This is a genomic window from Syntrophomonas palmitatica JCM 14374 (assembly GCF_001311885.1).
Classification (GTDB): domain Bacteria; phylum Bacillota; class Syntrophomonadia; order Syntrophomonadales; family Syntrophomonadaceae; genus Syntrophomonas_A; species Syntrophomonas_A palmitatica.
In genome coordinates this window covers 39,111-54,140 of record NZ_BBCE01000016.1, presented here as the reverse complement: position 1 = coordinate 54,140, position 15,030 = coordinate 39,111, and the positions used below count along the sequence as shown (strand labels likewise).

Genomic DNA, 15,030 nt, shown 5'->3' with positions numbered 1-15,030 from the left:
TAATCAATTATTCCCTGTTTAACGATAGTATTCCATACTAACCTTTTTCATTTCTTTTATACTGCGTATAACCAGATAATCGTCCAAGCCTGTACGCAAGGATATCTCTGCCACAAGATGTTTTAGTTCTTCCTCACTGCGGGCGTGGATCATGGAAAACAAATTATATGCAAAATCAGGTGGTACCTCCCGCAAATAACAATGACTCACCTGTGGAAATTCAGCCATAATCTGCCCGGAACGATCCTGATTACTAACATCTGTTTTCCAGGCCACCATGGCATTTACTCGGTAACCCGCCCGCTGGTGGCGCAGTACAGCCCCCAGCCTCCTTATTATGCCGCGGTCAGCCAGACTGCCGATGCGGGCAACAATCTCCTCTTCGCTAACCTGCAAATGCTCGGCCAGTTCAGCATAGGGACGAGATTCTAACGGCAAGCTGCCTTGTAAGAATTTAATTATTTCCCTGTCTAATTTATCATATAGCATTATTTTCACCCATGTCCAGAGCTACTCTAATCTTATAAACCCTTGCCGCGGGCATAGAGGCTATTTCATATCCTATTGCTTGTTCCAGATCCTTGATGGTTTTCTGCAGGGTTTCCTCATTTTCGCAGGTTAAAGTAAACCACAGGTTATAGTCATGATCACGCTGGTAGTTATGGGTTACTCCTGGTACAGCGTTGATAATGGCGGCTGCATTTTCTATATCCTGCTCTGCAACCCGACAAGCACATAAGGTAGATGAAAATCCCAGTTTTTTCGAGTCCATAACCGCACCAACCTGCGAATAATACCGGCTTTTTTCATAATAGCTATCCGTTCCAGTAATTCTGTTTCGGTTATATCCAGTTGTTTGGCCAGCCAGGCATAGGGTTGAGAGCTGATCGGAAATGATTGCTGCAGGAGATTCAATATCTTGCGATCAATTGCGGTTAAATTAATATTCATGATATTTGCCCCTGAGGCTTATATAAACACCAGCTGTCTTCCGCCATATAATCGCCTCCGCTGTAATAATAAGCCCTGGCTCTGCAGCCGCCGCAGCGCTGGCGGTAATCACAGATTCCGCATTTGCCTTTGTATTCCTCACTGCGCAAAGCCTTGAACATATCATTATCCCGCCATATTTCATCAAATGGTTGTTCTTTTACATTACCCAACGGGATATTAAGGTAGGCACAGGGTTGAACATCACCGCGGGGACTGATTATACAATAGCTGATTCCCGCCAGGCATCCCCGGCTGAAACGCAGGTTTATACCCTTCTTATCAGCTATGCGCATAAATTGCGGAGCACAGGTCGGTTTCAGTTCAATATCCACAGTTTTCTGCCTTTCCATGATATGAGCCAGGGTTTTTTCATATTTCGCCACTCGCAAGGCTTCTTCTTCGATATTAATTGCCCTTCCGGTAGGAACAAGGAACAGGAGATGATGCCCCATCGCCTTTTTAGCTGCGGCAAAATCTATAATGGCGTCTATTTCTTCCAGGTTCCATTCCATCACCGTAGTATTTATTTGCACGGCTATACCAGCTGCTTTCAGGTTCTCAATACCCTGCAAGGCTAATTCCAACGCGCCTTCAAAACGCCGGAACCTGTCATTCTTTTCTTTGTCCAGACTGTCAATACTGACAGCCGCGGCCATGAAACCTGCGTCTTTCAGTTTACGAGCTGCTTCGGGGGTTATTAAAGTGCCATTGGTGCCGAGAACCGGTCTTAAGCCTATTTCGGCCGCGTAAGCCCCTAATTCATAAATATCCGGACGCAGCATGGCCTCGCCTCCGCTGAATATCATGATGCGGAATCCGGCTCTTTTGATTTCCCGCAAGAGCTTTTTAGCTTCATCTGTACTAAGTTCTTCTTCCAATCTGGCTCCGGCTTCGCGATAACAGTGGTCGCAGAACATATTGCACTGGTTGGTAGAATTCCAGGAAACAAGCATCGAATACACCTCCAAATTAACCACAGATGAACACAGATGGTCCACAGATATACACAGATAAATTTATAGTTATTTATATTTAGATTATAGTTACAAAAAGGAAGCTTCTTTGTTAGTTACGTTAGGTTATTGTATCTGTGTTAATCAGCGCAAAATCTGTATAAATATGTGTTGATTTGTTCTCTTTTACCGGTGTTCATTTAGATATTTGGCGGCGTCTTTGGCGAAGTAGGTGATGATCATATCAGCGCCGGCGCGTTTTATGGAGGTTAAGGTCTCCATCATAGCCCGCTGTTCATCCAGCCAGCCCTGTGCGGCCGCAGCTTTAATCATCGAGTATTCTCCGCTTACGTTATAAGCCGCCAGGGGGTAGGCATACTTATCTTTTACGGCCTTAATGACGTCCAGATAAGCCATGGCCGGTTTGACCATAACTATATCTGCGCCCTCTTCGATGTCAAGAGCGACTTCTCTTAATGCTTCCCGCAGGTTAGCCGGATCCATCTGGTAAGTCCGGCGGTCGCCAAACTGGGGCGCTGAACCGGCCGCATCCCTAAAAGGTCCATAAAAACAAGAACAATATTTGGCGGCATAAGACATAATCGCGGTGTTTTCAAAACCGTTGTTGTCAAGAGTTTTTCGTATAAAACCAATCCTGCCGTCCATCATATCAGAAGGGGCTACTATGTCGCAGCCCGCCCGGGCATGTGACAACGCCTCACGCGCCAGGAGTTCCAGAGTGGAGTCATTGTCTATGGTCCCATCGCTGTCTACCAGGCCGCAGTGTCCGTGATCCGTATATTCACACATACAGACATCAGTTATAACCAGAGCTTCGGGATAGGTTTCTTTGAGCAAACGAACTGCTTGCTGGACTACCCCGTTTTCCTGCCAGGCTGAACTGCTTCTGCATCTTTGTGTTCGGGAATGCCAAAAAGCAGGAATGCAGAAATCCCAAGTTCCCTGGCCTCATTTATTTCTTCAGGCAAACGGTCCAAAGACCACTGGTATATTCCAGGCATCGATTCTATAGCTGTTTTTTTATCTCTCCCATAAATAATAAAGAGCGGGTAAATGAGGTCATTTACATTTAGTTCAGTTTCACGCACCAGCCTGCGCATTCCTTCACTGACCCGCAGCCTGCGCATCCGTTTCACCGGAAAACCCATTAATACACCCCCAGAATAAAGAGAACGATGATTCAACACAAATTCTTCACAGATATTATTTAAAACTCATCTGTGAACATCTGTGTTTAATCTGTGTTAATTACCCTTTTTCAGCTCACTCTCGTTAAGATAGCACGCGGGGTCTTCGGCCCAGATGTCGCCGTAGACCGCCCGGGCTCTTATGCGGCAGCCTGCGCACAGGGTTTTAAAATCGCATTGCCCGCATTTGCCTTTCAGATATTTATCCTTTTCTCTAAGCTTTACCATTAATTCATCGTCACCCAGCCACAACTGGCTGAAGGGTTTTTCTCTAACATTGCCCACGGTATAGTCCTGCCAGAACTGGCAGGGATGCACATTGCCGCGCGGATCCACATTGGCGAATTTCGTGCCGGCCGAACATCCGCCGTGCATATCCAGCAGCTGCACAATCTCTCCCGCTCTTTCCGGCTGGTGCTGTTGGATATAATTTCTGAGGAATACCCCGTCAGCGTGGTTATCGGTTGTAAGTATTTCTGTTTCTACCCCTTTTTGGTTAAGTTCAATGGTCTTGCGGCAAATATATTCCAGGATCTCACGTTTGTCGGAAATGGCGGTATCCATCCCTGCCATCTCCTGACCCCGTCCGGCATAAACCAGGTGATACATACAGAAACGCGGAATACGCTCCCGCTCAATTATTTCAAATATCTCAGGAAGATCATTCTGGTTATATTTGTTCACGGTAAATCTTATTCCGGTTTTAACCCCATTTTCTAAGCAGGCCCGAATACCACGCAAGGCATCTTCAAAAGCTCCGCTCTTGTTGCGGAAATCATCATGGGTGGCAGGCGCGCCATCTATGCTTATGCCTACATATTGAAAACCGGTTTCTTTAATCTTTTTGGCAATTTCATCGTCTATCAGGGTCCCGTTGCTTGATATAACCGGTCTTAACCCCAGATCTACCGCCATGCGTCCCAGTTCAAAAATGTCTTTTCTGATCAGGGGTTCTCCGCCCGAAAACAATAATACCGGCACTTTCATTTCACCCAGGTCAGTTATGAATGTGCGCGCTTCTTCGGTGCTAAGTTCACCGGCATAACTGCGATCTTCAGCATCAATATAACAATGTTTGCAGCGCAGGTTGCAGCGGTTGGTCATATTCCATACCACCAGAGGGCGGTTTTGGGCTGAAAACTGCAGCAACTGCGGAGGTATTTCGCGATCACTGCCCCGGTATTTAATAGCCTCAGAGACGGTTGCGGTTCCACAAAGCAATTTGGTACATCCAATCATCTATTAACCCTCCCAATTTTGAAAACGCACAAACGCGGACTTCTTATGAATAACGCTGAATTTTGAAAGATAAATTATGTATTAAAACTCAGCTTTTATATGGTTTGCACATGGGCTGCAAAAGTGTCATTGCGAACTTGGCGCGGCAATATGCGGTTATAATAAACACCTTGGGCAGCATTAACCGGCAACTATTGAGTTTATTTGCACATTCACTTTATACTTCAGCGTCTTCTACCAGAGCATTTAACAAACCTTCTATAGTGTATTCATTAGCCATAATATGAACATCAAAACCTAACTCTCGGGCAGTGTCAGCGGTTATAGGCCCAATGCAGGCCACTTTAATTTGCTGATTGAGTTTTTTAACATTTTCCTGCCCTACAATTTTAACAAAATTGCTCACGGTTGATGAACTGGTAAAAGTTAAGTAGTCTATCCTGCCGGTCATAATTTCCGTCATCTGTTCCCGGCTGATATTAGAGGCCGTAATAGCTTCATATAAAAATACCTCGTTTACATGCGCCCCCAGACCTCTTAAAGCATCGGGCAGAACCGGCCGGGCTCCCCGCGCCCGGGGAAGAAGAACCCATTCGCCCCTTTTCACCCGAACCTGCATTTCTTTAATAATACCCTCAGCCCTGTATTCGTCTGGAATTACATCTACCTGCAAACCGCGTTTTTCCAGGCTTTCCCGAGTGGCCGGACCTATGGCGCATATTTTAATGCCCTTTAACTCGCGAACATCCTTCTGCTGCTTTATTAACTCGGAGAAAAATATCTCCACTCCGTTAACACTGGTAAATATTATCCAATCATAACGGGACAAAGACTGAAAAGCCCGATGCAATGTATGCAGGTCCTCTTCCGGTTTAATTATTATAGAAGGAAACTCTACAGCCTGACCGCCCAAAGCCTTCACGCCATCAGCCAGGAGACTGGCCTGAGCTCGTGCCCTGGTGATAACTACCTTTTTACCCCATAAGGGTTTATATTCCAGCCATTTTAAATCATCGCGAAGATTTACTACTTCACCGACAACTATGACCGCCGGGGGTTTAAAGGCAGCTTCCTCAACCTTCTTTACAATATTTTCCAGTGTTCCGGTTAAAACCTCCTGTTCGGCCAGAGTCCCCCAGCGAACCAGCGCTACGGGTGTATCCTTGTCCCGGCCATTTGCCATAAGTTTTTCGCATATAAATCCCAGGTTTTCAACACCCATTAAGAAAACCAGCGTGCCTATGCCTGTAGCTATTTCTTTCCATTTTATAGAGCTTTCTTGTTTATCAGGTTTTTCGTGACCGGTAATAACCGCAAAACTGGAGGTGGCGTCACGATGAGTCACCGGAATCCCCGCGTACGCAGGTACGGCAATGGCAGAAGTAATACCCGGCACGACTTCAAAATCAAACCCATTTTGCCGAACGTACAAGGCTTCTTCCCCGCCCCGTCCAAACATGAAAGGATCTCCGCCTTTCAGCCTGGCGACTTTTTTGCCTTCACGGGCTTTTTCCACCAGCAGAGCATTTATTTCTTCTTGAGAAAGCGCATGGCGTCCCGATTCCTTGCCTACATAAATCTTTTCGGCATCATCTCTGGCCATAGCCAGTATTTCATGGCTGACCAGGCGATCATAGACCACCGCATCGGCTTGCTGTAACAGTTTTTGCCCTTTAAGAGTAAACAGTCCCGGATCTCCCGGACCTGCCCCAATCAAATATACTATTCCTTTTCCCTTCATATAACCCCGCTCCATTAATCACATATTCGGGATCTGTCTTAACATGCTATGGTATGCAATGTTTTTTTCGTTGGCCCGCAATCTGGCATCTTTTTTAACCAACATCAAGACTATTATGTTTTGTGTTTATCATCGTTTAATTTAAGCCCTTATATCCTGTAAAATTGTGTCCGCACCCCGCACTAACAGCTGACGGCCCAAGTCCCTTCCCGCTTTTTCAGGTTCATCCAGGCTGGCTGAAATACTCCCTCTGATTATTTTCTCCCCTGCGAGTGAAGCTACCAATCCCTGCATTTCAATCCGCTCAGAATTTACTTCAGCCAGGCAGGCAATGGGTACCTGACATCCGCCCTCAAGCACTTTCAGAAAGGCTCGTTCAGCCAATACAGCCCTTTGGCTCTGGGAATGATTAATTATATTCACAATATCCAGGATTTTATGGTCATCGCTTCTGGTTTCTATAGCCACACATCCCTGGCCTGCCGCCGGAAGAACCAGTTCATACGGTAATATTTCGCTTATTGAAGACTCGAATCCTAATCTCTTTACTCCCGCATAAGCCAGAATAATACCATCAAGGCCTTCTTCGTGAAGTTTTCTGATCCGGGTTTCAACATTTCCGCGTATATCTATAATTTTCAGATCAGGACGCCGGGATTTCAATTGAGCTATACGGCGCAGGCTCGAAGTTCCAATAACCGCATTCAAAGGCAGTTCATCAAAACCGTTTCCGTTGCGAGAAATTAAAACATCATGTGGATCCTCCCGCAGCATTACTGCGCCGATGCTAAGCCCGGGAGCTATATCCGATGGCAGATCCTTCATACTGTGTACGGCTATATCAATATTACCCTGCAGTAATTCGTTTTCTATTTCCTTAGTAAAAAGCCCCTTATCTCCTATACGGGAAAGGGCCACATCCAAAATCTTATCACCGGTGGTTTTAATTGTTTTAATCTCGACCGTAATTTCAGGCAGCAGTTTTTCCAGTTCACCGGCAGCCCAGTGAGCCTGCCAGAGAGCCAGTTTGCTACCCCGGTTCCTAATTTCAAGACATTTTTCATCCGCATGTTCCCCCGTATCTACCTGTAAAGCAAACAGCTTTTTAACTACCTCTGCATACAGATGCCCCTGATTGCTTACCGCCATTTCCTTTAGATTTACAATGGGATAATGCATTAATTGGTTAACCAGGGAGGTAGCCAGAGAACCAATAATCTTTTCCTCCCGCTCGGTCACTTTTCCCAGGCGGTTATAAGCCCGATTCAATTCCTGTTTCTTTATCTCTTCGGCCCAGGATTTTAATGCGGTTATTACCGGCACTACATATAACGATCCCAGCCATTCGTTAAACTTTGTGATTTCTGCGGTAATTATATTCTCAGCATCAGCAATAGCCTTCTGCCGTTTGGCATTATCCAAACTCACTACGTCCTGAAGCTTATCAATATCGTAAACAAATACATTATCGTATTCAGCCAGAGCAGGATCTATATCCCGGGGCACCGCAATATCTATTAAAATAATATCCTTGCCCTGCCGCGATTTTAGGGCCGCGCCGCAATTGTCATCTCTAATTACATAATGATTGGCGGCTGTGCAGCTGATTACTATATCAGCAGAGGTCAACTCTTGCGGTAAATCATCAAACTTTACCGCCCGGCCGTTAAAAGTATCAGCCATGGCCACGGCGCGGTCATAGGAACGGTTAGACACAATAACCGATTCAACCCCGTTCATCATCAAGTGTCTGGTGGTGAGTTCACTCATTTCACCAGCACCTACCACCAGAACGCTTTTGCCCTGCAGGCTGCCCAACCGGTGGCGGGCTAATTCGACTGCCGCGTAACTGATAGAAAGGGGATGTTTTTCAATAGAGGTCTCAGTGCGTACCAGTTTTCCGACAAAGATGGCTTTATGAAAGAGGGTGTTCAAGACTCCGTCTGTTGCTCCGGCTTCAACCGCGGCCTGATAGGCGTCTTTAACCTGTCCGATTATCTGGCACTCACCGATGATCATGGAATCAAGCCCGGAAGCTACCCGGAAAAGGTGATAAATGGCATCATAGCAATTGGGCTGGTATAAATACTGTTCCAGGTTCTGCAAATCCATTTTGGCATAATCAGCCATAAACTGTTTCAGAACCTGAGCCCCGGGTTCAATTTCCCGAGCGGTAGCATATACCTCGGTACGGTTGCAGGTAGCCAGTATAACCACACCCTCAAGTTCGGGGCATGTTTTGAGATAATTATAAGCCTCCTCCAGATTGGATCCGGAGATGGCAAACTTTTCACGAATATCTACCGGAGCAGTCCGGTGATTTAATCCTGCCAGGAGGATATACATTCTTGCACCCGCTCCCTGACTTTTACTCGCTCTCCTCTGCGCAGCAAATCAAGAATATCTGAATTTACCAAAGCTTCGAATATTCTTTTCCTGACATTTATATCGCTGACGGTCTCTTTAATCAGTTCCCGCTGTTCCCCCAATAAATCAACATACTCCCCATGTTCGGGAGTAATAATGCTTTCCAGTTCTTTACGCAATTTACGCGCGTAAAGAGGGCTTTTCCCTTCAGTTGAAACGGCTAATACCAGCGAGTTCCTTCTCAATACTGATGGCACGTAAAAATCACAATTAGGAGGATCATCAACGGCATTAACCAGAATATTACGCTCTCGGCACCAATCCACAGCCTGTTGATTGGCTTCCGGGCTGCTGGTAGCTACAAAGACCATAAAGATACCCTGCAGATCATTGACTTCCAGTTCTCTGGGCAGCCACTTTACTAAACCCTGCTCTGAATATTGTTTTATATCATCTACAGCCTCGGGACTAATTACTATGACAACAGCGCCGCAATCAAGCAGGTTTTGCACCTTTCGGGCCGCAACCTGCCCACCGCCCAGCACCAGGCAGGGCTTGTCCGTTAAGTTTATAAAAACCGGGAATAATTGTGTCATTGCAAGTTCCAAATAAAAGTCTGTAATTAGACTCTATTTTTCTTTTTTCTCTTCCAGTTCGTCAAACTCTTCTTGTTTGGCCTTGCGGAAGTTCTGCAGAGCCTTACCCATGGATTCCCCTACTGCGGGCAGTTTTCCGGGTCCTACGATAATAAGAAGAATCACTACTATCAAAATTAGTTCCCAGGGGCCGAAATTGCCAATCAAACCAAACACCTGATTAAACCTCCTTAAAACTATCCTCTAACGTCGACTTTTTCTCCTTTACGCTATCGCTATTATGACAAAAAGCAAATGCTTTGTAAAGCAAGCACTGGTCATTAGCATACTATTCCAAGCCTGGATTTAATCGCTTTTCCTGCTTTCTCGGGTTATTTGTCATTATTGTTGTCAGCCCATCTGTCCCGTGTCGGTTTGGCCTTTTTAGCTACCCAGATGCTTATCTCGTAAAGCAGATAAACAGGTCCTGCCATCATCATTTGCGAAAAGGGATCAGGGCCAGGAGTTAAGGCAGCAGCCAGAATAACAATTACTAACAAGGCGTATTTACGGTTGCGAGCCATCGCTTCATATTTTATAAAACCAAGTTTGGCCAGGAAAAAAACTACTACCGGCATTTCAAAGACTAAACCGAAAGGCAATGTAAAAGCCGTAACAAATGATACATATTGGTCTACTTTGAACATAGTATCCAGGTTTTCACCGGCAATATAAATGAAAAAATTTAAAACCAAACGCAAAATGCCAAAATATGAAAATAATACCCCAGCGCTAAAAAGCAAAACTGACAAGGGTACAAAAATATATACATATTTCCTTTCATGAGGATAGAGGGCCGGTTTGATAAAACGCCACAAAGCCCAAATAATAACAGGAAAGGCCAGAACAAAACCAGCGTAAAAAGACAATTTCAGCTTCACAAAGAAAGCCTCGGTGACACCGGTTACCACCAGGTTTTCATTGAGGGATCTTAAAGGTTGTGTTATTACGGCTAAAATCTGTTCGCTGTAATAAAAACAAACAAAAGCTGCAATTATTAAAGCTACGAAGCTGACAATTACTGAAAAACGCAATGCTTCCAGATGTTCCAATATTGTTTGTTTGTCCTCCGGAGACATATCGGACAGTCCCATTTCTACCCTCCTCTAAAAATCCCGGTCCATAACAAAATCAGTCATTTCGAATAACTTCTGTTTTACCGGTGAATCCGGGATTAATTCTAACTGTTTGCGAGCTTTATAGCAAAATGCCTGCTTACAAAATAAGAGTAATCAATACCATCTGAATTGGTAATTATTTCTATTATTCTGTCTGCTTTGGCTTCGCAAGCTTCTGGAGATGAAAGCAGAACAGCCAGCTCATCGCGATGAATGTCGTGTTTTAAAGCATATAAGGCAGGCAGGGTTATTACCCCCTGACGAATATCACTGCCGGTAGGCTTGCCAAGTATTTTTTCATCAGCAATAAAATCCAGGATATCATCAGTTACCTGAAAGGCCATCCCTAAATAATACCCGTATTTGCTTAACGCTTCTATCTGACCGGGCAGGGCATTGGCTAACATCGCACCCATGGCACAGCTTACGGAAATAAGCAAAGCTGTTTTGCGTTCAATACGGCGCAGATAATTCTTTAAACCAAGTTTAACATTATAACAGCTTAACATTTGAATTATTTCGCCTTCACATATCTTCATACTGGCATCAGCCAGAAGCGCCACAATATCACTGCGCTTATATCCTGCAACCAGTCCTAAAGCCCGGGCGAATATAAAGTTTCCGGCATAAATTGACACCCGGTTGCCCCAGGCCTTTTTTACCGTTTCCGTTCCCCGTCTTTTATCGGAGTTATCAATAACATCATCATGAACCAGGGTGGCCAGGTGAATCAGTTCAAGAGCTACCGCAGCCGGAATGATCGGTTCTAATTCTTCCTGAAAAATACTGGCCGCCATCAAGGTAAATGCCGGACGCATACGTTTCCCGCCAGCTTCTATTAAATGTACCGAAGCCTGGTTGAGCAGCCCTACCGAACTGTCTACATTGGATGCCAGGTTGACTTCGACCAGCTCCAGTTCCTTTTCCACCGAATCAAAAAAATTAAAGTCAGGCATAGTTTCCCCTCAAAATGCAATTCCATTTCATTATAAAGATTAAAAACAAAAAAACAACTAACACCCGCATTATTTCTTTTAATATTATTGTACCGTTGTTCAAGCTTTTTATTTTTTAATTGTTTCCCTGATAACGTGCAAACAACTGGTGGGCTACTCCCAGGTTGTCAAGAATTTTACCCACCAGGAACACAACCAAATCTTCAATAGTTAAAGGGTTGTGATAAAAAGCCGGCATGGCCGGAATTATTTGCGCTCCAGCTTCAGCTGCCCTCAGCATATTATGCAGATGAATTGAATTAAGAGGTGTTTCTCGGGGAACCAGAATTAATGGTTTTTTCTCTTTTAAAGCCACATCGGCAGCCCGTTCGATTAAATTATTGGAACTGCCCTGGCTACAGCCGACAGTGTACCCATGGTACAGGGAACCACTACCATCCCCTCATGCAGAAACGATCCACTGGCTATTTGGGCAGCCAGGTTTTTGTTCTCATAGAAGAACAAGTTGCCCGGCGGTAATTGGGAACGCAACACTTTCTCATGTCCTAGAGTAAAATCCCAGCCCATTTCTTGTTCCAGCACGAGATAAGCAGCCTCACTGATAATGAGGTGTACCTCCATTCCCGCTGTCAAAAGGTATTCCAAGAGACGAATGCCGTACACTACCCCACTGGCCCCGGTTAGAGCTACAATGAAACGCCGCAAATCAAAACCCCCAAAGATCCGAATTGCCACAGATACACACAGATGTCTTACAATGTTTAATCTGTATCCAGCTGTGGTTTGTTAATTTATACAAATAAGTCAATAGTAGTGGCAATAAAAATTAACAGCCCCACATAACGATTGATCTTGAATGAAGCGAAATTAACCCGGCTGAGATCGCCGGGTTTAACCAGAATATGTTCGTAAATCAATATAACCGCAGCCAGGGCTATACCGCTGTAATAGAAAAAGCCCAGTTCTAAAACAAAGCCGGCCAGCGTTAAAAATATTATGGTGAAGCCATGAAAAACCGCTGAAAAAATTAAGGCTCCCTTTTCTCCAAAGCGGGCCGGTATGGAATGCAGGCCTTGACGGCGGTCAAATTCAATATCCTGACAGGCATACATGGTATCAAAACCGGCAATCCAGCATGCCACCCCCAGGCCCAATAATAGCGGCTGCCAGTCAAAGACGCCGCTGATAGCTATCCAGGCGCCGATTGGGCCGATCCCAATCGCTAAACCCAGAATAAAATGGCACCACCAGGTAAACCGTTTGGTATATGAATATAACCATAATATCAGCACAGCCAACGGGGCCAGTTTAAAACATAATAAATTCAAATTCCAGGCAGATAAAAATAATACCCCAAAACAAACGAAAACCATTAACCATACTTTGGAAGAAGAAAGTTTCCCTGCCGGCATAACCCAGCCAGCCGTACGGGGATTAGATGCATCGATTTGCAAATCGATTAAACGGTTTAAACAAAGAGCCGCAGTTCGAGCGCCTATCATGGCCAGCGTAATCCAGACAAACTGAGCCAGAGTTGGCAGTCCTTGTGCCGCTAAAAAAGCACCGAGATAAGCAAAGGGCAGCCCAAAAAGGGTATGTTGAAAATCTACCATATTTAAAAAATCAGTTATTTTCCCCAAGAACCTGACAACCTCCAACCATTTAAAACAAGATTGCTTCTCTGCCCTCGCAATGGCACTATAGATCGCCCCGCAGACGGCCCCGAGGCTCTTATCCGCGGCCTTTTGTAAATCATTGCTTTTCTATATCCATACATATTAAAAAAGGAAAACATAAGTTTTCCTTTCAGACTAGTCAGACCAGCGACAAACCCGCCTTCATCTTCAAAGCTTTGTCTTACCCCACAGTCATAACCAAGGCGAAACCGCCATATAAGCAAACACACCAAAAACCTGAAAAGCTGTTGGTCGTTTTTTAATTGATCTTTTATATAACCGCAGCCTTTTCCGCACAGTAAAAATGTTGGTGTAATTCGTGTACAGCCGTTTCCAGCAAACTACCCACTTTATTATGCCGGTTAATTTCATGAAATAAGCTTTCTGACTTAACAATATAGTTCTGAGCTTCGACAACCATCATTTCTTCCTGTAAAAGCTCCAGGGCCATACCCAGGTTAAAACCCAGTTCTTGAAACACCTTCCGGTCATATTCGTTATGGCCTGCCAATTTCGCCGCCATCACAAAAGCGGTGGAATATAATGGGCCGCGTGTTTTAACTAGAGATTGCAGATCATCAGCATTGAATTTATGTTTTAAAACCAGTCCTTCGTTGATCTCGGCTATCATTACAGAAAGTAAATCCAGCAAATCAGCATTCCCGCAGTCCACCAGTTGTTTTAAAACGTGTCCAAATAAAAAATCAGCGATCAGGATATTAAACTGCAGCTCCTGGTTTTGAACCTGCCCCTGTTCTTCATCAACCACCAGTCCATGAATATAATTAGCTAGATAAACCGTTTTAAAAATGCTGGCCATACTAACACTCATTTGCCGATTCAAACCATTATATTTATAAGCAGATAAAATCAAGGCAGGCATAAAATTCCAGGTGTTGTCACCCTGCAAAGCATTTAAATACGGGTATAAGTCATCCCACCATTCTGATAAGCCTTGTTTAAAGAAGGCCTCCAGTTCTTTTATCTCAATATCCAATTCCCGGCCAAACAGCAGCTGCATTTAAGGCTTGTCCTCCTCTGTTTTGCATGGCTTTAATCTATAATTAGAATCATTATCATTGAATTATTAATCAACTAACCCCTAGATCTAATTTTTTCCCGTTGATTAGACTTTACTTAAAAACATCTTATCTATTATAACATAATACCAGGCTATCTTAGTTTTTGGTTAATTAAAAGATATAAATTCGGGCAAAAATTTAGCCCTACTTGTTGATTTTAGCAAGTAAGGCTATTTAAGCACTATAAAATTTAATTTCAAACCGTCTTCGGTCTACTAAAATAGTATCCCTCCTAATAATTAACCACCAGGCGTTGGTCCTCCAGCGCAATAATCCCGCGCTTAACCTCTGATGCCTTCATCTGATTGGCTCCGAACATACTTTCAAGATACTTGCAGGCATCCCAGGGATCTACCTTTTCGCCGCACGTAAACACGTCAACTGCCGCATAACCCAGTTCAGGCCAGGTATGGATCGCCAGGTGTGATTCGGAAATAACAACTACTCCGCTAACCCCTTGTGGGCTGAATTTGTGAAAGACAAACTCTCTTATTTCAGCTCCAGCCTCTAAAGCTGCGTTGACCATGATATCTTCCACTCGGTTGATATCATTCAACACCTCAAATTTACAGCCGTACAATTCGGCCAAAACATGGCGCCCCAAAGACTGCAATCATGTCGCCTCCCTTCATTTTTTTAGACTCCCAAACCTCCTTTTGTGAAAAGTCCATGTAGAATTTTAGCATATTTCTGTCGCATGTCAATGATTATGCCCAATAAAATATTGAGCGAAACCCAAACTTTATAAGTAAATTATTCCATACTTTTAATAGTATATGCCCATTGGGCAAAATTGATATAACCCTTTTAAAAAAATGATACCAATTCCTTAAATATTGCCTTTTCAACCTGTCCAGGTTATTATTGGGATTGGGTTAAAGATGCAAACAGTTGGGAGGATTTTACCCTGATGAAAAAACTTTTTCCAGGTCTTCTGTTAATATTTACTCTAATCCTGGTTATGGTAATTAATGACTCCGCCTGGGCAGCTTCCGGCAGCAAAAAAAGGTTTTAATCATCGTAAACGATTATATCGGCAGCGGTGATATCATCGCTGCGCGA

The 15,030-nt window shown here is 44.2% G+C and carries 14 protein-coding genes and 2 pseudogenes; all 16 read right to left on the bottom strand.

Annotated features, from left to right (window positions below; genetic code table 11):
* Nucleotides 1-18 precede the first annotated feature (18 nt).
* Complete coding sequence (gene ahbB, locus JCM14374_RS09855; protein WP_054696692.1) at nt 19-489, bottom strand: siroheme decarboxylase subunit beta; 471 nt, start codon at nt 487-489, stop codon at nt 19-21.
* Entirely contained in the window at nt 479-772 is a 294-nt protein-coding gene (locus JCM14374_RS14815) for a hypothetical protein (protein ID WP_242848950.1), read from the bottom strand. The genes ahbB and JCM14374_RS14815 overlap by 11 nt, the downstream gene beginning before the upstream one ends.
* Nucleotides 706-951, bottom strand: a complete 246-nt coding sequence (locus tag JCM14374_RS14810; RefSeq protein WP_242848949.1) for an Lrp/AsnC family transcriptional regulator — start codon at nt 949-951, stop codon at nt 706-708. The genes JCM14374_RS14815 and JCM14374_RS14810 overlap by 67 nt, the downstream gene beginning before the upstream one ends.
* The gene (gene nirJ2, locus JCM14374_RS09845; RefSeq protein ID WP_054696690.1) at nt 948-1,946 is read right to left on the bottom strand and encodes a putative heme d1 biosynthesis radical SAM protein NirJ2; all 999 of its coding nucleotides are present in this window, start codon (nt 1,944-1,946) and stop codon (nt 948-950) included. The genes JCM14374_RS14810 and nirJ2 overlap by 4 nt, the downstream gene beginning before the upstream one ends.
* Before the next feature lie 186 nt (nt 1,947-2,132).
* Nucleotides 2,133-3,115, bottom strand: a pseudogene (gene hemB, locus JCM14374_RS09840) (porphobilinogen synthase).
* A 96-nt stretch (nt 3,116-3,211) separates the two neighbouring features.
* The gene (locus JCM14374_RS09835) at nt 3,212-4,393 is read right to left on the bottom strand and encodes a radical SAM/SPASM domain-containing protein (protein ID WP_054696688.1); all 1,182 of its coding nucleotides are present in this window, start codon (nt 4,391-4,393) and stop codon (nt 3,212-3,214) included.
* Nucleotides 4,394-4,610: 217 nt separating this feature from the next.
* Complete coding sequence (gene cobA, locus JCM14374_RS09830; RefSeq protein ID WP_054696685.1) at nt 4,611-6,134, bottom strand: uroporphyrinogen-III C-methyltransferase; 1,524 nt, start codon at nt 6,132-6,134, stop codon at nt 4,611-4,613.
* 141 nt (nt 6,135-6,275) lie between these two features.
* Nucleotides 6,276-8,480 carry a glutamyl-tRNA reductase gene (gene hemA, locus JCM14374_RS15795; protein ID WP_083454015.1) on the bottom strand — a complete coding sequence of 735 codons (2,205 nt, stop codon included), beginning with the start codon at nt 8,478-8,480 and terminating at the stop codon, nt 6,276-6,278.
* Nucleotides 8,456-9,109: a precorrin-2 dehydrogenase/sirohydrochlorin ferrochelatase family protein gene (locus JCM14374_RS09820; protein ID WP_157049071.1), complete on the bottom strand. Its 654-nt coding sequence runs from the start codon at nt 9,107-9,109 to the stop codon at nt 8,456-8,458. Before JCM14374_RS09820 ends, hemA begins: the two co-directional genes overlap by 25 nt.
* A 21-nt stretch (nt 9,110-9,130) precedes the next feature.
* The gene (locus tag JCM14374_RS09815) at nt 9,131-9,313 is read right to left on the bottom strand and encodes a twin-arginine translocase TatA/TatE family subunit (RefSeq protein WP_054696678.1); all 183 of its coding nucleotides are present in this window, start codon (nt 9,311-9,313) and stop codon (nt 9,131-9,133) included.
* Nucleotides 9,314-9,468: 155 nt separating this feature from the next.
* Nucleotides 9,469-10,230, bottom strand: a complete 762-nt coding sequence (tatC, locus tag JCM14374_RS09810; RefSeq protein WP_157049070.1) for a twin-arginine translocase subunit TatC — start codon at nt 10,228-10,230, stop codon at nt 9,469-9,471.
* Nucleotides 10,231-10,316: 86 nt separating this feature from the next.
* Nucleotides 10,317-11,210, bottom strand: coding sequence for a polyprenyl synthetase family protein (locus JCM14374_RS09805; protein ID WP_242848948.1), 894 nt, complete (start codon nt 11,208-11,210; stop codon nt 10,317-10,319).
* A 115-nt stretch (nt 11,211-11,325) separates the two neighbouring features.
* Nucleotides 11,326-11,873, bottom strand: a pseudogene (locus JCM14374_RS09800) (UbiX family flavin prenyltransferase).
* 128 nt (nt 11,874-12,001) lie between these two features.
* Nucleotides 12,002-12,850: a UbiA-like polyprenyltransferase gene (locus JCM14374_RS09795; protein ID WP_083454014.1), complete on the bottom strand. Its 849-nt coding sequence runs from the start codon at nt 12,848-12,850 to the stop codon at nt 12,002-12,004.
* Between the two features lie 307 nt (nt 12,851-13,157).
* Nucleotides 13,158-13,907, bottom strand: a complete 750-nt coding sequence (locus tag JCM14374_RS09790; RefSeq protein ID WP_054696675.1) for a polyprenyl synthetase family protein — start codon at nt 13,905-13,907, stop codon at nt 13,158-13,160.
* Between the two features lie 293 nt (nt 13,908-14,200).
* The gene (gene speD / locus JCM14374_RS09785) at nt 14,201-14,581 is read right to left on the bottom strand and encodes an adenosylmethionine decarboxylase (protein WP_054696672.1); all 381 of its coding nucleotides are present in this window, start codon (nt 14,579-14,581) and stop codon (nt 14,201-14,203) included.
* Nucleotides 14,582-15,030: the final 449 nt, after the last annotated feature.